Here is an 18,077-nt window from a genome sequence, read left to right as displayed (position 1 = left end):
GTCTCTCAGCGCCGTTATTCTCCGGACCTCATGACTCCGCCGCTTTGGTGAATAGCCCTTCAACCCATTGAAATCAGTAGGTCTTTACTTCTTCAGGTTTCTGACTTCGATGCGGGTCGCGTTAGGCAGTAGAGACTGCGATCCGAAAACAACGTCTCGAAGCGGAGGGCTTCGCCTGCTGCCTCGATTTCATAACCTGCCTCGGTTTGATTGTTCTTCACACGCAAGATCATTGCTCCACCCCATACAGCGCCCCCAAGTGCCTGGGAACCGGCTCTGCCATGTCCCACTGCACTGTCATCGGCGCCTCGCCCTCCCATCCGGCGAAGCTGACCGGGCCAGCATAGCGGAAAGGCGCTGCGCGGCCGTCGCGCAGTTTCGACTTGCGTAGGAACAGGTGAACCGTCCATCCAGGTTCCGCGCCGGAGATGATCCGGCCGCGCAGGTCGTCGCAGCGGGTGCTGGTCTGGGTTTGCCAGACAAAACGCGTGGGGCTGGCGAACTGGTCGGCATAGTGGCCGCCGACGGACATGCTGCCCTTGTCCATTGTCACCAGCAGGATCATCGCCCGCACACCTTTGAGCACAACAATGCCAGCGTTCCACGACCCAGTATTGAATACTGCCCCGAAATGGGGCGCGATCTGATCGCGTTGGTATTCATGCCAGAGGGTCAGACCCTTGGTGGGGGCGACCGGTGCAGGCGCGGTGTCTTCGGGGGCCTCGACCGGGCTTGTGCCCTCGGGCATGTCAAAGACCACATCCCTCGCCTGGAAGTAGCGCAGCAGCCGCCAATCCACGAGCTCCGACGCAAGCGCAGTAAGGGCGGTGTTCTCCACGTCGGCAAGTGTCGTCTCGAAGGTGCCAGGCCCCAGCCGGAACCAATCTGTCTCAGCCAGGATCTTGAGCGGTTGCTGCATCAGGACAGCGCGCAGGCGCGGGGTGTCGTCCGGATCGACGCTCAGGTCCGTCTTGATCTGGGGGTTTCGACGGGCCAGTCGGGCGACCCGGTCCACCAAGTCGATAATTGCGATCCGGCCCGGGAATTCGCCCGCCTCGATCATCGCGCGCAGGACCAGCATCTTGTAGCTGCGGGTCATGCGGGTCGTCTCGATCTCGTCCAGAAGGGCGCGATGTGCCGTCCAGGCCGCGCGTTGTGCCTCGGAAAGGTCGCCCATGTCGGTCACGAACCCGAGCCATCCAGCATGCCCCGTACGGCCAGGGTTGAAGCCCGCATGCTGCATTTCGGAGGCCGTTGGCCTTGTGCCGTGCCGTTCGCGGAAGTCGCGGTAGAAGGCTGCCAGCTCCTCGCCATCGCGAGGCTGGCGGATCAGGGATCGCAGGATGTCGAGTGCCTGAAGGTCATAGGTCACCTCGCAGCCCGCGGGGAACTGGATCAGTTGGTCGTTCAACCGCTCCAGCGCCAGCCGCAGCGCGCCATCGCCTGGGCCCACCTTCAGCAAGGTCCGGAACTTGGTCAGGAAGATCCGGTGGTTGCCGATATAGTCGATGACCGCCAGATGCGTCTTGTCCGCTGACCGGCGCAGGCCGCGGCCCAGTTGCTGCAGCCAGATCACCGGGCTTTCGGTCGGGCGCAGCATAAGCACCGTGTCGATCGAAGGCACATCGACACCTTCGTTGAACATGTCAACGACGAAGACGATGTCGAGATCGCCATCCTCCAGCGCTTTGAGCGCGCTGGCCCGGGGAGCGGAGGTGGCGCCCGAATGGACAGCCACCGCGCGCAGTCCGCGCGCCCGCGCGAAATCGGCCATGAAATCGGCGTGGCGGCGCGAGACGCAGAAGCCGATTGTCTTTCGTCCCCCGCGCTTGGCGAGTTGGTCCAGCGCGTTTTCGGCGCGGGCCTGGGTGGCGACGGCTTCGGTCAGGGCGGTCTCGTCGAACCGTCCGCTGCGCCACGGAATTTGGGAATACTCGACCAGGTCGGGCACGCCGAAATAGTGGAACGGCGCAAGAAGGCCCCGGTCGATCCCGGACCATAGATCGCATTCGTAGACGAGGTTTTCTTCGCACAGCCCTAGAAGGTCCCCGCCATCGCTGCGGTCGGGCGTGGCGGTCAGGCCCAGCAAGAAGCCAGGCTGGAAATGGTCGATAATGCGCCGATAGGTGGCGGCCGCGGCGTGATGGAATTCGTCGACGACGATGTAGTCGAAGGCGCGGGGCTCGAAACGGGTCAAATGCGCGTCGCGCGCCAGGGTCTGGACGGAGGCGAACACGATATCTGCCTCGGCGTCCTTTTCCTCGCCGCTATACCGGCCAAGCCGGGCGCGGGGCCGGACGGCACGGAAGGCGGCCATGGCTTGGGTCAGGATTTCCTCGCGGTGCGCCACGAACAGGACACGGGCCGCGGTCGCGCTGTCGAAGGCGGCGAGGAAGGTCTTGCCCAGACCTGTGGCCAGCACCACGAGCCCTGCGCCATAGCCCTTCGCACGGCTTGCGCGCAGCGCCAACAGCGCCTCTGCCTGAACCTCGTGCGGGGTGGGGGCCGCTTCCGGGGCCTCCATGGGTGCGCCAGTGATCATGGGCTGAGGTGCGATGCGGCGCTCCTCATAGACGTCGATCCAGGCCGGCGTCAGCTCGGTGACCTCGGGCATTAGCAGCAGCGCCTCGAAGGCTGCGCGCGCCGCCCGCAGCGGGGCGGGGTCGACCGGGTCGACGTGGCGCAGGTTCCATTCGATGCCGTCGGTCAGGGCCGAGTGGGAGAGGTTCGAGGACCCGACAATCAGCGCGCCGCCGTCACTCGCGAAGGTGAACATCCAAGCCTTGGGGTGGAACGGGATCTTCGCGGCCTGGAACACATGCAGCTCTCGCTCGCCTTCGAGGTCGGCGATCAACCGCAGGGCCGCCGGTTCCGTCACGCCCAGGTAATCGCCCGTCAGAAGCCGCAATCGCCCACCTCGGTCAAGCAGGTCGCGCAGATGCGGCAGGACCAGCCGCACGCCCGAGGCCATCAGGAACGACACCGACAGATCGATTGCCTGCGCCCTGTCGATCAGAGGGCGCAGATGGGCGTGCAGCGCATCGTCGCCGCCCGAGATCAGGGGGCGATCATGGGGCATGCCCGGCAGGGGGCCGGGCGCCGCCAACGGCGGATCTAGGCGCAGATGGACATGGCCGCCAGTCTCGACCAGTGTCACCCGCGCTGTCGTGCCCTCCGTCTCGAGAAGGGCTTGCGCGGGTCCGATCCGTGTAGCCAGAGCGACTTGCTCTGCGACGGACAGCTCCCGCCACCGCGCGACGTGACGGCGGGGGGCGAGGGCAAGACCTGCGCCGTGGCCGATCAGGATGACCTGAGCATCGCATTCCACGATAGTGCTGGCGGCAACATCGCAGAGTATGCAGAGACTGTCGCCCGAACCCTGTGGCACACCCGATCCGCCGGTCACGTCTTCTTAACCACTGAATTCACCCACACTTCCGAAGCACGATTCGGGCGGCAGTCCCCGCTTTCCCAGATTTCAGGTTCACCAAAAGCTCTGCATCCGTCCAGGAGAGCCGCCAGGCTTTCCGCGGTCATGTCAGTGAAGCGGCGCCCGTCCTTCAGCCGCTCGCCGATCCCGTGCTTGAACGACAGGTAGAGCGCGCCGCCAGGCACTAGATGGGCGGCCAGCCGGTCGATGACCCCAGGCAAGTCGGCCGCTGCCACATGCAGCAATGAGGCGCAGGCCCAGATACCTTCGAACGGATGCTCCCAGGCGAAATCCTCGAACCTCACCAGACGAGTGGGGACTCCCGCGTGAGCCTGCGTCGCCGCGATCATCATGGGGGAGGCATCGAAGGCTTCCACGGCATGGCCCAAACGTAGAAACGCCAAAGCATCCCGGCCCGAACCCGACCCAGCATCAAGAATGCGCGCGGAACCAATAACCCGCGATGGCACTGCCGCCAGAAATAGCTCCCGCGCCTCTGACATGTCGATATCGCGGGTGGTTGCTATGAAGGTAGTTGCGTGGCGGTCGTAGTAATCCGACAAGGCAAAATCTAACAATACCGATTGCTTATCGCAGTTTTCCCGAACTTTCGCGATTTGACTAGGGACAATGACGGCCATTTGAAGGCTCATCCAGCATCCTCAAGTATCGGCGCATCTACCAAGTCCGTACTTTCGTCGGAAATCTCATTCCGTTCGCCCTCGTGCGGCAAGGCATCAACCCAGTCTCTCCAAGACTGAATCCGACCCGGCAAGCTCAAGATAGGAAACGCCATCGCGGAGCCATGCAGCCAGCATATCTGCCGCCAGTTCAGCCCGCTCGGGTTTCCTCAGCGCACACTCCCAGACCGTTGCCACACGCCATCCCTCGGCGAGAAGCGTTGCGCGAACAGCGTTGTCCCTCGCGACATTCGCCTCGAATTTCGCCTGCCAAAACTCTGGGCGCGTCGATGGCATGGTCGTGTAGCGGCATTTCGGATGGCGATGCCAGAAGCAGCCATGTACGAACACTGCCGCTGTCCAACGCGGAAGGACGAGGTCCGGGCTCCCGGGAAGTCCACGGCCACCCAGGACATAACGCAGACCCAAGGCGTGCAAGCGCTTCCGCAAGACAATTTCCGGTTTGGTGGAACTACGGGGTACGGCCCGCATGATCCGGGATCGGGTCGCTGCATCGACAATGTCTGTCACAAGTCAGCACGTTGCCTCTGTGAAAGGCCGAGCGCGGCGAAGGCGCGCCGGGCCATAATGTAGCCCATCGGTGCCGGGACAGCGTCGCCGATCCACTTCGCGAGGTCCTTTCGTTTGGCTGGAACCCCCCGCTCCAAGAAACCGTAGCCGTCGGGGAAGCCCTGGATCCGCGCTGCCTCGTGGGGCGTCACCAGACGACGTTTCAGGGGATGGATGAACCGGCCTTGCCCGGGCGTGCCGATGCCCGTAGTGATCGTCGGAGCCGGGCGATCGTGATGCATCCTGCCGTAGACCGCCGTGTAGGTGGTGCCGTCCTTGTGGCAATCGGGACGCTCCGAGTTGGCCAGGTCGTGAAGGCCGTTGTCGAACAACCAGTGGATCCGCTTCCGGTTCTCGTCCGACGGCACCGGCGCGGTGTCGAAGGGCTCAACGCCGCCCTTCAGCTCCATAAGGTCGCCGATGGCCCACATAACGGAGCGAGGCTCGCGCTCCTCGATAACCGGCAAGGGCGCGCAGACTGCATCACCCCGGATCGCTGTCATGAAATAGCGCTCTCGGGTTTGGGGCCAGCCAAGTCGGTCCGCCCGGACGATGTCCTCGGTCACCGTGTAGCCTTCGGATTCAAGCAGCTCTCGCGCCATTCCCACGACGTCGCCATGGGAGACCGTCACCGTACGGACGTTTTCGATGAGCACGGCCTTGGCGCGGAGCGCGACGGCGGCGGCCACCGTGCAGACAAAGAGGTCGTTGCGGGGATCCCGGCGCCGGGTGTGATTGTTCAGGTTCGAGTGCCCTTGGCAGGGCGGACCGGCGATCAACAGGTCGACCTCGGGCGCGATGGCGAGCGCTGGATCCACGATCTCGGGGGCGTAAGCGAACCGGCAACGGTCTTGCCTGCGACGAACCTGGTAGTCGACGAGCGACGACACGCCGGCGCAGACCTTCCGGCCGACGTCGTTGCTGCGGGCGTGCACTTCAAGGGCGCCGGCATCGGCGTCGACGATCCGCTCGAACCAGGCGCGCCGGTCGAAGGCCCGGGCAGCCAGAGACGCGCCGAGCGCGAACCCACCCGCGCCACAGAAGAGATCGACTACGCGGACCTGCTCTGCAGTGGACGCGTCAGGTAGAGGCGCCCCGCGAAGGAAGGACTGCCACCAGCTGGCCCACGGGTCGGGATCGTTTTCGAGATCGGCGCTGTCCTCCATGTGAAGGAGGCCACGTCCCAGCGCCTCGGCCTTTGGCGACGCTACTGCGCTGCCGTCTGCCGGGACCTTGTCAACTGAATCTTTTGCCACTGCTCTTCCACGAACCCCGCCGCTTCTTTTTCGTCGAGCGTTTCGACCAGCATGTTGGCCGCCGCTCTTCTCATGTACTTCACGAGGGACCGGATCTCGTCTTGGGTCAGCCTCTTCTTGCCGTCTGGCCCGTCCGGGTGCTGGAAGCGGATGAACGCAGCGAGGAGCGGGCCGGTCTCGGTCGACATCTGCCGGAACACGTGGCTTCGCCAGAAATCGATATCACCATATCGCGCGAGTTCGTAGGGGTCGGCAAGGGCCGGATCGTGCGCGAGCTCCGCACGGACCCACAACCGGTAGAAAAAAGTCTCTCGTGCGCTGGCCGAAGTGAAGTTCAGCTGGTCCGGGATCTGGGCCTCGCCCTTCCCCGGGTAACGGCGCCGGATCAAGTCCAGCCCAGGGCCAGTCGCCATCCAGATCCAGAACTCCGGGTCGGCGAGGGCCGCGTCCCGTGGAAGGGCCTCATGCACGACGACACAGGCTGCCGCCTCGAAGCGGTCGTTCGTCATCGGGACGGCTTCGTCCTCCGACCGCCCGCCGAAGATCCGGCCGACGACTCCAGCTCGCGCTGCCTCTTTAGGCTTGTCCACGGCGTCGTAGAGAGCGCTGAGGTCGTCCATCAGGCGCGCGACAGCCCTGGGCCAGTCGTGGTCGCCACCTTCGACGCAGGTATCGGTCTCGGGACGCGCCGGTGGCTCGTCAACCTTGTCGCACTCCTTCCAGGCCTTCCACCAAGTGCGCGCCGCTGCGTCGGTCACGATCGGGTAGGCCATCAGATACTCCTCAGCTGTCGGACGAAGTCCGTTCGGTCATGAACCGCGGCGCGCAGCTTCACCGGATCACGCACGATGTCCTTCAGGTTCGTCAGCGACATCGGCATGTTCGCGCCCAGTTGCTCCAGGATCGTGGCGAGCGGGGTCCCTTTCGGAACCTCGGTCGCCTCTTCAACGTCCTTGGCGGCGTGGCCTAGCACTGCCGCCACGATCTCCGCCATGACGAAGGCTTGCAGCAGAGGGCCGTCGGAGACCCGCTGCATCCTTTCGTAGACCTCTTCAGCTATGAAGCAGGTCGCGAGCGGGTTCTCATCGTTCGGCTCCTCCAGCAGGCGCCCCTCGTTGTACTCGACGTGCAGCAAAGCACCCGGGAAGCCTGTCCAAGCCGCCGCCTCGTGCTTCGTCATCTTGCGGATGTCGAAGGTCGACCTGACGCTCCTTAGCTTCAGCCTGAAGGTGCGCTTGGCGATCCAGGCGCCCCGGCGATGCGGCCAACCTGGAGCTGGTTCTGCGTCCGCGTCGAGGGCGAGGGCGAGGGTCGCGTGCAGCTCCCGCTTGTGCCCGAACTCCTGCACGAGACCCGAATCTAGGAAGATTCGTTCCGGCAATTCGCCGTCGACTGGCCAGCGCCGGTGGACCAGGCGGCGCTTGAACATTGGATCGCGCAGCGAAAGCAGAAGCACGACGCCCTCCGCACGATCGGCCAGCGTCGACCGGATCTTATCCGCGTCGAGCTTGGGGCAGATCGCGACATGAAGGCCGTCGAAGTCCGCCGGGTCCAACTGGACAACGTCGTCCTCGATCTCTTTCTCGCGCTCGCCGACCAGCAGCACCGTGCTGTCGAGCGCGGCCTCCAGGGCGTGGACCGCGAAGAAGGGCCGCGCTGTGCGCGGTTCCGATCGTCTCCAGGCCTTCACGACGCGGCCTCCTCGACAGGCAACACCTCGGGCACCAGCTGCACCGTCCAGCTGGGGTCGTAGGCCTGCGACCGGAATCCGATGCGGGCAGGACCCGCCGGCGTCACGACGCCGAGCCAAAGATCTTCGCCAAGAGGTTCCAGCGGACAGTCCGGCTCAAGCTCGAGGGGTATGGGATCGGCCGCGGACACGCCGTCCTCCTCCGCTACCTTCAGGAGGATCCGCACGCGGAAAGGCAGTTCGGCGACAGGGCTGCCCTCGGGAAGCGAGATGTCGACGTGACCGGTCGCCCGCAGGCCATCTCCGTCCACCTCTATCCTCGGACCGTACGGACGCAGGGAGATGGGCGCAGGGTTGGGTCCCGGCGGCGCTGGCCGACCCTTGGGCCCCACGCCGAACCAAGAGGCGAGGTCCCGTTCCAGCTTGGTCAGGCGTCGTGGCCGCGGCGGCGCCGGTGGCTTCGCCGAGTTCTGGAAGTCTCGGAAGCCCTTCTTGATCCGCGCCAGGATGGACTTGACGATCTCCGTCTTCTCGTCTCCGTCGATCTGCAACCTCTGGGCCGTCGGATCCCACCGATCGTGCGCGGGAGGTTCGGAGAGCTTCAGGACCTCGTCGACGTCCTCCGCGGCCACGAAGCACCCGACGGCACGGGGAGCTGTCGCGCTAAGACGCCAATTCTGATGGTAATCGACCACCATCAGCGGGCCTCGCACAAGTGCGACGGTGTCGAGCCTGTTCTCGAAGTCCTCGCCTAGAGGGTTCTCCTCCTCGCTGTCGTCAAGCACGACGGCGCCTAGGGCGCCTATGTCGAGGTCCTGAGAGCGGTTGAACAGCTTCCTCTGCTGGCGACCGGCGATGTCTGGCGCCTTCCCGATGGCGCTGTCGAACGCCTTGGTAAAGGGGTAGATGTGTGGGCGCTGCTTTGGTCGCGGCACGTACTCCTCCCCACGCCAATCGAAGACCGACGCCTCGAGAAGACGCGCCTCTATCCGCGGCCACCACCAGTCCTCGATCCCCGCGACCAGGTCTTCCGGTTGCACGGCCGTGTCGATCAGCAGGATCGACGTGCCGAGGCCGTCCTCACGCTGGAATCCGAGACGTGCGGCCATCTCTTCGGCTGCGGCGCCCTGCAAAGGGTCGAACCGCACGCCCTCGTCCGGCACAAGGACCTCGGTCCCGAGGAAGGCGCGGCCGGTGAACGGCTTGCCCTCGAACTCGTGCCCGGTCTGGTAGGCGCAACCCATGAGAAGGCTGATCGGAGCGCCTTGGGCGTCTTCCGTCCGGCTGAAGGCGAAGATCGTGCCGATGCGCGAGTTCGAGCTGTAGACGGCCTTGCCGAACCCGTAGGACCCTCCTGAGCCTGTCTGGTTCTGCGCCTTGCCACTCCCGCCGAGGTCCATCAGGAGCTTGCGCAGGTTGGAGGAAGGATGCGTCGGGTTACCCTTCAAGCCCGTTGTATCGTAATCGTCGACGTAGAGGAGGTCGAGCGGCCGAGCCCGATCTCGAAACGCGTTACTCTTGGGCAGGCCGAGGGCGGGCTCGCGCACGGCAATGTCTGTGAGAGATGCGGCCGTCTCAAATGCTTGGCGCGCCTCGCCTTCCAGGCGCCGAAAGCGGAAGTCCACGCGGACCGACCCGCCTGGATCTGCCGCTGCATCGACGCTGTTCTGGATCGCTTCGCGGGCGAGGTTCGCCGCCTCGTTCTTGCCGCTGCCGTTGAACACGCTCTTGTAAGCATCGCCGGGTGCGCCGCCGTTCAAGGGCGCCTTCTCATAGTGCCAAGACAAAGCTAATCCTTCCGTGTACAAGAAACGTCGTCTCAGAATGAACGCGAAGTTACAATTAATGGGTAGAGGCGTAGCGCGCTCCGCCGCGGACGTCCAGCTTACAGCTTGAACTTCGCTGAGGCCTTGCCCTTGGGCGAGGCAAAACGTGCCTCCACTTCGGACACAGCGTCCTTCATGGCTTTGATCAGCTTTCGAACCTCCGCCTCATCCCATTCATAGATCGAGCGGTTCGAGAGGTTTCCGATCCGCCCTATTGCGTCGAGGGCCTTGTTTGTCCTGCTTTCTGCCAGGTCACGGAACTTCTGGTGCTTGGCGCTCAGACTACGTGCTTCGTTGCTTCCATCCATAGCCGGCTCCTTGCGATAGCGAATCTGTCGCATATGCGACGCTCTAACCAGCATGAAGCTGTGCATAGGAGAGCATCATGTCAATCATTCCGATGAAATATTCGTAAAATATGCGGTCGAAAGTGCAGGCCAGAATGCCTCAAAGCTCGCGTATATGCCGCCAGATATGCCGTCGATTTCGCTTCACGGAAGTGCACCCCGAGTGGCTTAAATATCTGTTTCTCTGAAGGAAATGGATGCGTTTGACCGTGTGCTGAGTGTTCGAGGCCGGGACGCCAGCAAGGACGTGAGTCAGGTAACAATCAGAGGAGCGTCGTATGCTAGCGCTACAGTCGCCAATCCAGCTGGAACGGCTCCGGCACCCGCGCCAGCGTCACCTCCGGCCCCTGCGTGCCGTCCAGGATCGCCTCGACGATGTCGGGGGCGAGCAGCGTGAGCCGCAGGACGCGGGTCATGTAGGAGGTTGCGATCCCCTCCCGCTCGGCCAGGTCGGCGATGGTGGCGAACTCGCCCGACTCGAGCATCCGCTTCCAGCGGAAGGCGCGGGCCAGCGCCTTGACCGACGTGCTGTCCGCCTTGCACGGCTGCGTGGCGCCATGTGGCAGCTGCATCTCCTTCCGCCCGCCGCGCTTCACGATGCGGAACGGGACGTGGAGCGTCACCGTCTCGGGGACCGACGTGCTGCGGATCATGCGGCAGCCTCTATATTGCCGGCCAGCATCTCGCGCGCGAGGCTGCTGAGCCCATCGACGCGCAGCCGGACGTTCAACCCGTCCGTGCCGATATCCAAGCGCTCGACCAGCAGCGCCACGATACGCGCCTGCTCAGCGGGGAACAGTTCGTCCCACAGCGGGTCGAGTTGCTGCAGGGTCGTGCGGGCGTCGGCCTCGGTGATCTCGGCGGCATGAGCGCGGGCGGCCTTCCAAGTGCCCTCAACGTTCTCGGGCTGCCAGAACACGGTGCGCAGCGGGTCGATGACAGCTGCCTCGATCTCGCCAGCCGGCACGCGGCCGAGCGGACAGGCACGGGCATGGGCGTGCTATGCATCTCCCCGGCTATAGGCCGCATAGCTGGAGTTTCCCTGCTCTTCAGTCACTATCCGGATGACAGGCTGGGAGGACTTTCCTGGCTGCGATCCGCGGTCGGCAATTATTGGGCGCGATCCTGATCTTGCCAAAGAACATGAACATTGCCTCGCGTTCGTAGGCCGCCTCAGTTCTGCACATCTCGGTGGTTCTTTGGTGAACCCGGTTAACGGAATGTCGAAATAACGGTCAATCAAAGGGGTGGTGTTCAAGAAACGCTCATTTCAGGAGATTCAGCCAGCGATCAAACGTCATCCTCGAGACAAGCCGCCACTCTGCATGCCTAATTCACCAAGCACTGAATTACGTGAAGCAGGGGATGCGAGTCGAAATGGGTACACCTGCAGGGCCCCGCTGGCGACTGGAACTCATCGGAGTTTCAAAATCTTACCCTCTCGTGAAAGCAAATGAAGCCGTAGACCTGAGGGTCGCGCCCGGAGAGATCCACGCGATCGTCGGGGAGAACGGTGCCGGCAAATCAACACTGATGAAGATCATCTACGGCTTGGTTCAGCCAGACAGCGGCGCGATCGTCTGGGAGGGGCGCGAGGTCGAAATCCGCAGCCCGAATGAGGCGCAGAAGCTGGGCATAGGCATGGTGTTTCAGCATTTTGCGCTCTTCGACACGCTGACCGTCGCCGAGAACATCGCGCTGGCACTACCGTCAAGGCCTTCGCTCGAGGCGTTGTCGTTGGAAATCCGAAAGGTCGCGGTGCGCTACGGATTACCTGTCGATCCGAACCGACATATATACACGATGTCTGTTGGAGAACGGCAGCGCGTCGAGATTATCCGCGCATTGCTGCAGTCGCCAGGTCTCCTCATCCTGGATGAGCCGACGTCCGTTCTTACGCCACAGGCGGTCAAGAAGCTCTTCGTAACCCTTCGTCAACTGGCCGACGAGGGATGTTCCATCCTCTACATAAGTCACAAACTGGACGAGGTTCGCACCCTTTGCTCGGGTGCGACCATCATGCGTGGTGGGAAGGTCGTCGGGAAATGTGACCCCCGACGGGAGTCGGCTTCCAGCATCGCGCGAATGATGATCGGCGGAGACCTTCACAGCTTGCGCCCGGCTGCAAAGCCCTGCGGCGAGGGCCCGAATGTGTTAGCGTTGCGCGACATTTCCGTGGTCTCGAAGGATCCGTTCGGTACCGATCTGAACAATATTTCTCTCGATCTCAAGGCAGGCGAGATCGTTGGGATCGCCGGTGTTTCGGGAAATGGCCAGAAGGAACTGATGGAGATCCTCTCGGGGGAAAAATCTGCCCCCAAGGGATGCCTCTTCCTGCACGGACAGGACATAAGCATGATCGGCCCGCGCGAGAGGCGCCGGATAGGTTTGTGTTCCGTCCCCGAAGACAGGCTTGGACGGGGCGCCGTGCCCTCCTTGTCACTTGCGGAAAACGCACTCCTGACAGCCACCGCCGACGTGGTCGGATGGGGCGGTCTGGTCAGGTCCGAAGCGGTGCACGAATTTGCCCGGCGCATAATCGGCGACTTTGGCGTCAAGACGTCCGGAGTGAATGATACGGCCGGCGCCTTATCGGGTGGAAACCTGCAAAAATTCATCATCGGGCGCGAGATCCTAAACAAGCCAAAGGTTCTCGTGGTCGCGCAGCCGACCTGGGGCGTGGATGTTGCCGCTGCAATCACCATCAGAAAGGCGCTTCTGAATCTTCGCGACCAGGGAGTAGGCCTGCTCATCATATCGGAAGAGATAGACGAGCTTCTGGAGATTTCTGATCGGATTGCCGTCATCTCAAACGGCAGTATGACCCCGGCCCGGCCGCGCAGGGAGTTCTCGCGAGAGGCGATCGGGATGGCGATGACGAGCGCGCCTCTGGAAATGCAGGTGAGGGACGCTGATGTCGCTACGGCTTGAACGGCGGGCCGCACCCGCATCCCACATGGTCTGGCTATCGCCAGTCATTGCAACCGTGCTTACCTGCTTGGTCGCAGTCATCGTGTTTCTCGTTTCAGGTGTTGATCCGATCACGGCGCTCAAGACCTTGTTCGTCGCACCTGTTGCAGACCTTTACGGGGTAGGGGAGCTTCTCATCAAGGCGGCGCCGCTTGTTCTGATCGGTATCGGACTTTCGGTCGGCTTTCGTGCGGGGGTCTGGAATATTGGCGGCGAAGGCCAGTTGATCCTCGGCGTGATATTTGGCGGCTGGCTGGCGCTCAATTTCGGCAGCGTTGGCGGGTACTGGCTCATGCCCCTGATGATGATTGCCGGTGCACTGGGCGGTGCATTCTGGGCGGCCATTCCGGCCCTGCTTCGCACAAGGTTCAACGCCAACGAGATCCTTGTCAGCCTGATGTTGAACTACGTCGCAGCACTCTGGCTCAGCTATCTTGTCTTCGGACCCTGGCGCGACCCGGCCGGTTTCAATTTTCCGCAATCCGAACCTCTGGCACAAGCGGCCTTGCTGCCGATCATCATCGAAGGCACGCGGGCCCACGCTGGCATATTCATCGCGCTCGTGGCCGTGCTCCTGGGCCTCTTCGTGCTCGAGCGCGGCTTTGCAGGCTTCCAGCTCCGCGTCACGGGGCTTTCGGCCAATTCCGCGCGTTACGCTGGCTTTCCGGTCAACAAGGCCGTCTGGATCGGTCTTCTTGCCGGCGGAACGGCAGCCGGAATTGCCGGAGTTGGCGAGATTTCCGGGCCTTTGGGCCAGATATTTCCAACCGCATCGCCGGGCTATGGCTATGCAGCCATCGTGGCGGCTTTTCTCGGGCGGCTGCATCCGGTCGGCATATTGTTCGCAGGGCTCCTGATGGCGCTGCTCTACCTGGGCGGAGACTACGCCCAGATTCTGGGGCTGCCGTCCTCGATCGGCGGGCTGTTCCAGGGGCTTCTGCTCTTCTTCCTGCTCACCGTCGATGTCCTGATCAAGTTCCGACTTCGTATCGAGGGGCCGCGCGTCCCCGTCGCCGGGGAGGCTTCCTGATGCCTGATCTGATGGCTGTCCTGCTGGCAACATTGGTCGCCGGAACGCCACTTGTTTACGCGGCCCTCGGTGAGCTTGTCACCGAACGCGCCGGTGTTCTGAACCTCGGCGTCGAAGGGATGATGGTCGTAGGCGCGGTCATCGGGTTCATCGTGATGCTGAATACCAACAGTCTCATGCTGGCGATGGGCGCCGCCGCCGCCTCCGGGGCAGTTCTGGGTTTCGGCTTTTCGGTGCTGGCGGTCAGCTTGATGGCCAACCAGATTGCCGTTGGACTGGCACTGACGATCTTTGCGACCAGCCTGGGGTCCTATCTCGGCCGGCCATATGTCGGCATGGCTCTGGTATTGGAGCCGTCTGCCATTATGCAGCTTGCAGGGGAAATTCCCCTGCTCGGGCTTGTTCTTGGCGGCCTGCACCCCCTGGTCTGGCTCTCCTGGGTCCTGTTCGGGGGGGTATGGTTCTTTCTTTACCGCACCCGGGCGGGGCTGATCCTGCGCGCCATTGGCGAGGCGCCGGAGTCGGCCCACGCCATCGGCTATCCCGTCATCCGCATCCGCTATCTTGCAACGATGTTCGGCGCCGCGATGGCCGGGATCGCAGGTGCCTTTGTCTCCGTCATCTACACATCCCTCTGGACGGAGGGGCTGATTGCCGGGCGCGGCTGGATCGCTGTGGCTCTCGTCGTCTTTGCCACCTGGCGACCGGGCAGGTGCGTTGCAGGCGCATACCTGTTCGGTGGCGTGACGATCGCCCAGCTTTTCGCACAGGGTGCCTGGGCCGCCGTGCCGTCAGAGCTGATGTCGGCCCTGCCTTACCTCGCCACGATCGTCGTTCTGGTGCTCATCTCGCGCGATGCCGCGCGGATGCGCCTCAGCGTTCCGGCGTCCTTGGGGAAACCCTTCTCCACGTGAATTTCACTGCCCAGCAACCACAAACCTCTGAAAGGATACGAGATGACCAAGATCAGCCGTCGAACCTTCGTCCAGGGCACCGCCGCCGGTTCCATTCTTGCCGCGACAGGCATGCCCGTTCTCGCCGCAACCGAGAAGCTCAAGGTGGGCGTCATTCACATGGGTGCAATCTCAGACACCGGATGGGAATACTTCCAGGCCGAGGCGTGGCGCGCGCTCCAGAACGAGTTTCCCGACAGGGTCGAGGTCACCGTGCTCGAAAACATTACCCAGATCCAGGATAGCGAACGCCTGTTCCGCCAGCTGTCCACCCAAGGCCACCAGCTTCTGTTCGGGACCACGTTCTCGCACTACGCGTCGCTCCGCAAGATCGCGCCGACGCTGCCGAATTCGCACTTCGAGTGTTGCGCCGGGATCGAAGCCGGGCCGAACCTTGGCGTGTTCGAGGCCAAGCATTACGAGGGCACCTATCTGACGGGCATCGCGGCCGGGCGGATGACCAAGTCGAACGTGCTGGGCTGGGTCGGAGCCTTCCCGGTGCCGCAGGTCATCTATTCGCTGAACGCCTTCATGCTGGGCGCAAGGAGAGTGAACCCGGACGTGCAGCTCAAGATCGTCTGGGTGAACGACTGGGTAAACCCCGGCAAGGAAAAGGACGCCGTGGCGGCGCTGGTCGCGCAGGGCGCCGATGTCATCTCGGGCAGCCCGAACACGCCTGTGCAGGGGCTTGCAGCCGAAGAGAAGGGCGTCTGGTCGATCGGTTCGACCGGCGATTTCTCGGCCTACGTGAAGAACGCACAGCTGGTGTCCTTCGAACTGGACTGGAGTGCTGCCCATATCGAGGCGGCAAGAAACGTGATGGCCGGAACCTGGGAGCCGACTGCCCGCTGGCGCGGTCTTGGACCTGACGGCTTCGTCAAGATGACGAGTTCTAGCCCCGACCTGCCTTCGGAAGTCGCTGCAGAGATCGCCGCGGCAGAAGCCGCCATCGTCGATGGATCGCTGGAGATTTTCGCAGGCCCGCTCACGGACAACACCGGGGTGGAGCGGGTTGCTGCCGGGCAGGTGATGGCAGAGGACGAGGTGAAGGGTATGTCCTGGCTGGTCGAGGGTGTCCAGGGCACGCTCCCGAGTTCCTGATCGGTGCAAATCCTATGGGGAACGGGGCTCGCGCTCCGTTCCTTTTTGACTTGGCGGAGATACAACGAATGACTGACATCCTTTTCAACAATGCCCTTCTCGATACCGGGGAGACGGTATCGATCGCCACAAGCTCGGGACGGATCACCGCGATTGGCCCCGGTATCGTTGCTGGGGTAGCGGAAACGGTGGATCTGGGCGGCGCGCTCGTGGTGCCCGGCTTCGTCGAGGGCCATATCCATCTCGATACCAGTTTTTACGGGGACAGTTGGAAGCCTCACAAACCCTGCCTCAATGGCTTTGATGTCCATGAACGCGTGCGTTTTCAGAACGAGAACCTTGCCGAGGCTGGACCCATCGTCGAGCGTGCACGAAATCAGCTCGAACTCTGCATCGCGAACGGCGCGACTGCCATGCGCAGCCACGCCATGATCGACAACGTGGTTGGGCTCACACATGTCGAGGCGCTGTTGCAGGTTCGGTCCGAATATTCGGACCTGATCGATCTGCAGCTCGTGGCCTTCCCGCAGAGCGGTATCATTACGAACCCTGGCACAGCCGAGCTGATGGATGAGGCGATCGCCATGGGATGCGACCTTGTTGGCGGCCTGGACCCGGCAACCTTTGACCGGACTGTGGATGGACATCTCGACGTGGTGTTCGACATTGCCGAGCGGCGGGGTGTCGATATGGACATCCATCTGCATGATTTCGGCACCGTCGGAGCCTTCGAGATCGAGGTCATCTGCGCTCGGACCGAGGCGCTCGGAATGCAGGGTCATGTCGCGGTCAGCCATGCCTATGGTCTGGGTGACCTGGACGAACCCGCTCAGCGCAAGATTGCCGATCTCATCGCGAAAAGCGGTGTGTCCATCATGACCAATGCGCCTGGTCACCACAGTTTTCCCCCTGTCAGGATACTCGCGGAAGCTGGTGCCAACGTCTTTTCCGGCAGCGACAATATTCAGGACAGCTGGTGGCCCTATGGCGACGGCGACATGCTGACCCGCGCGATGCTGATCGGCTACCGCTGTGGCTTCTTCACGGACGAGCTTCTGCGCCTCGCCTTCGATGTCACGACGAGGAACGGAGCCAAGGCGATGCGTCTGGACGGCTACGGCCTCGAAGTGGGTGATAAGGCCGACCTCGTAGCCCTCGCAGCGCGCCATGTGCCGGAAGCTGTGGCGTCGGTCCCAAAGCCGCGCAAGGTTTTCAAGGGCGGCAAACTGATCGCCGAAAATGGCGTGCTGCTCGCCAGCCGATCGGCGACCTCACCGGTTCGTCCCGCTGCCTGAAGTTCCTTGAGAAGCACCTGGCGCATTGACCTGCCACTGAACTTTCATCCAGCCGCGACCGGAGCCCGGTTGGTATTTACGCCGATCGGCTCAGGTTGAGCAATCGCCCTACGCGCGGAGCTATCATCTCGCGCATCGGTGTGACGATGATCTACGCCAGCGTTAGAGGATGACACAGGCTGGATGGAGATCCGGGTCCATTTTGATTGGGTGCCAGGTAAACCCTCTCTTCAGATGCCATCAGCAGAACGGTCGGTTCGGGGCAGCGCATTTAGGCGTTGCCGGGAACCAGGAAGGGAACATCTGGCCCGCCTCCCCCTCGACTGGCCATCCCGGTTTCCGGGGCCACAAGTGACGCGGCGCAGCCGCGGAGCGCAGTGAGTCCCGGAAAGCGGGATGTATCCGGAAAGTCCAGATCATCAGGTTCTTTCCCTGGTTCCGACCACTCGTGGCGGATGTGCGGGGTTCGGCACCTGCGTCAGCGGATGACCGGGTTCCTGATGCCCAAAGTTGCGCAGCGGTTCCCGAGCCGCTCGGCGGTTGTCCGCTGGGAATGTCCGATAGGTTTATACATCCTGTTCCAGATAAAGCGCGTCTCAGAAGGTCTGGAACCAGAGGGTAACAGATTTTGCGCGGCCTCTGGTTACCTGCGGACTGACTCTGCGAGCCGGTAATGATGTTCAGCGGTGCGGTACCCGGTTGAACCGTGACATTCCGGAACTTACCGCAGCTGGAGTTGCGCGATGTGCCGGTACTGCGCCGTTGTACCGAACTCTAGCATCTCTCTAATGAACTCTATCGGCTGTTAGCCCCGTTAGAGGCGTCAGAAGGCGCTAGTGCTGGTCCTCTGCGCATCAAACCAGGGTTTGGTTGCGGGATTGCTTGGCGGGCTAGGAGAAGGGACCGGATCAGGAACTCATCAGGGCCTT

General features: G+C 62.9%; 14 protein-coding genes and 1 pseudogene. 5 read left to right on the top strand and 10 right to left on the bottom strand.

Annotated features, from left to right (window positions below):
* Positions 1 to 229: 229 nt before the first annotated feature.
* From HMH01_RS13120 to HMH01_RS13075, 10 genes and pseudogenes are all read right to left on the bottom strand, one after another.
* Positions 230 to 3,406 carry a DUF3427 domain-containing protein gene (locus HMH01_RS13120; RefSeq protein ID WP_171326222.1) on the bottom strand — a complete coding sequence of 1,059 codons (3,177 nt, stop codon included), beginning with the start codon at positions 3,404 to 3,406 and terminating at the stop codon, positions 230 to 232.
* On the bottom strand, positions 3,403 to 4,083 hold the full coding sequence (locus tag HMH01_RS13115; protein ID WP_216366854.1) for a class I SAM-dependent methyltransferase: 681 nt from the start codon (positions 4,081 to 4,083) through the stop codon (positions 3,403 to 3,405). The genes HMH01_RS13120 and HMH01_RS13115 overlap by 4 nt, the downstream gene beginning before the upstream one ends.
* 84 nt (positions 4,084 to 4,167) lie before the next feature.
* Complete coding sequence (locus tag HMH01_RS13110; RefSeq protein ID WP_171326221.1) at positions 4,168 to 4,641, bottom strand: DNA mismatch endonuclease Vsr; 474 nt, start codon at positions 4,639 to 4,641, stop codon at positions 4,168 to 4,170.
* Positions 4,638 to 5,846: a DNA cytosine methyltransferase gene (locus HMH01_RS13105; protein ID WP_171326220.1), complete on the bottom strand. Its 1,209-nt coding sequence runs from the start codon at positions 5,844 to 5,846 to the stop codon at positions 4,638 to 4,640. Before HMH01_RS13105 ends, HMH01_RS13110 begins: the two co-directional genes overlap by 4 nt.
* Before the next feature lie 41 nt (positions 5,847 to 5,887).
* The gene (locus tag HMH01_RS13100; RefSeq protein WP_171326219.1) at positions 5,888 to 6,709 is read right to left on the bottom strand and encodes a DUF6339 family protein; all 822 of its coding nucleotides are present in this window, start codon (positions 6,707 to 6,709) and stop codon (positions 5,888 to 5,890) included.
* Positions 6,709 to 7,626: a hypothetical protein gene (locus HMH01_RS13095; protein ID WP_171326218.1), complete on the bottom strand. Its 918-nt coding sequence runs from the start codon at positions 7,624 to 7,626 to the stop codon at positions 6,709 to 6,711. The genes HMH01_RS13100 and HMH01_RS13095 overlap by 1 nt, the downstream gene beginning before the upstream one ends.
* Positions 7,623 to 9,413 carry a hypothetical protein gene (locus tag HMH01_RS13090; RefSeq protein ID WP_171326217.1) on the bottom strand — a complete coding sequence of 597 codons (1,791 nt, stop codon included), beginning with the start codon at positions 9,411 to 9,413 and terminating at the stop codon, positions 7,623 to 7,625. The genes HMH01_RS13095 and HMH01_RS13090 overlap by 4 nt, the downstream gene beginning before the upstream one ends.
* Before the next feature lie 98 nt (positions 9,414 to 9,511).
* Positions 9,512 to 9,760 carry a hypothetical protein gene (locus HMH01_RS13085; protein WP_171326216.1) on the bottom strand — a complete coding sequence of 83 codons (249 nt, stop codon included), beginning with the start codon at positions 9,758 to 9,760 and terminating at the stop codon, positions 9,512 to 9,514.
* A 326-nt stretch (positions 9,761 to 10,086) separates the two neighbouring features.
* A complete protein-coding gene (locus HMH01_RS13080; RefSeq protein ID WP_171326215.1) occupies positions 10,087 to 10,452 on the bottom strand; it encodes a hypothetical protein in 366 nt (121 codons plus the stop codon).
* A pseudogene (locus HMH01_RS13075) lies at positions 10,449 to 10,790 on the bottom strand (recombinase family protein); the annotation flags it as partial. The pseudogene HMH01_RS13075 and the gene HMH01_RS13080, both read right to left, overlap by 4 nt.
* Before the next feature lie 452 nt (positions 10,791 to 11,242).
* Between HMH01_RS13075 and HMH01_RS13070 the strand changes: the two are divergent.
* From HMH01_RS13070 to HMH01_RS13050, 5 genes are all read left to right on the top strand, one after another.
* Positions 11,243 to 12,730 carry an ABC transporter ATP-binding protein gene (locus HMH01_RS13070; RefSeq protein ID WP_343035286.1) on the top strand — a complete coding sequence of 496 codons (1,488 nt, stop codon included), beginning with the start codon at positions 11,243 to 11,245 and terminating at the stop codon, positions 12,728 to 12,730.
* 25 nt (positions 12,731 to 12,755) lie between these two features.
* Positions 12,756 to 13,799, top strand: a complete 1,044-nt coding sequence (locus HMH01_RS13065) for an ABC transporter permease (RefSeq protein WP_216366853.1) — start codon at positions 12,756 to 12,758, stop codon at positions 13,797 to 13,799.
* Positions 13,799 to 14,713: an ABC transporter permease gene (locus HMH01_RS13060; protein WP_171326213.1), complete on the top strand. Its 915-nt coding sequence runs from the start codon at positions 13,799 to 13,801 to the stop codon at positions 14,711 to 14,713. Before HMH01_RS13065 ends, HMH01_RS13060 begins: the two co-directional genes overlap by 1 nt.
* A 42-nt stretch (positions 14,714 to 14,755) precedes the next feature.
* On the top strand, positions 14,756 to 15,853 hold the full coding sequence (locus HMH01_RS13055) for a BMP family ABC transporter substrate-binding protein (protein WP_171326212.1): 1,098 nt from the start codon (positions 14,756 to 14,758) through the stop codon (positions 15,851 to 15,853).
* 68 nt (positions 15,854 to 15,921) lie between these two features.
* Positions 15,922 to 17,148: an amidohydrolase family protein gene (locus HMH01_RS13050; protein ID WP_171326211.1), complete on the top strand. Its 1,227-nt coding sequence runs from the start codon at positions 15,922 to 15,924 to the stop codon at positions 17,146 to 17,148.
* Positions 17,149 to 18,077 lie beyond the last annotated feature (929 nt).

Origin of the sequence: Halovulum dunhuangense (assembly GCF_013093415.1) — a bacterium.
GTDB lineage: Bacteria > Pseudomonadota > Alphaproteobacteria > Rhodobacterales > Rhodobacteraceae > Halovulum > Halovulum dunhuangense.
The sequence above is the reverse complement of the archived record's forward strand: the minus strand, read 5'-3'. Positions and strand labels throughout refer to the sequence as shown.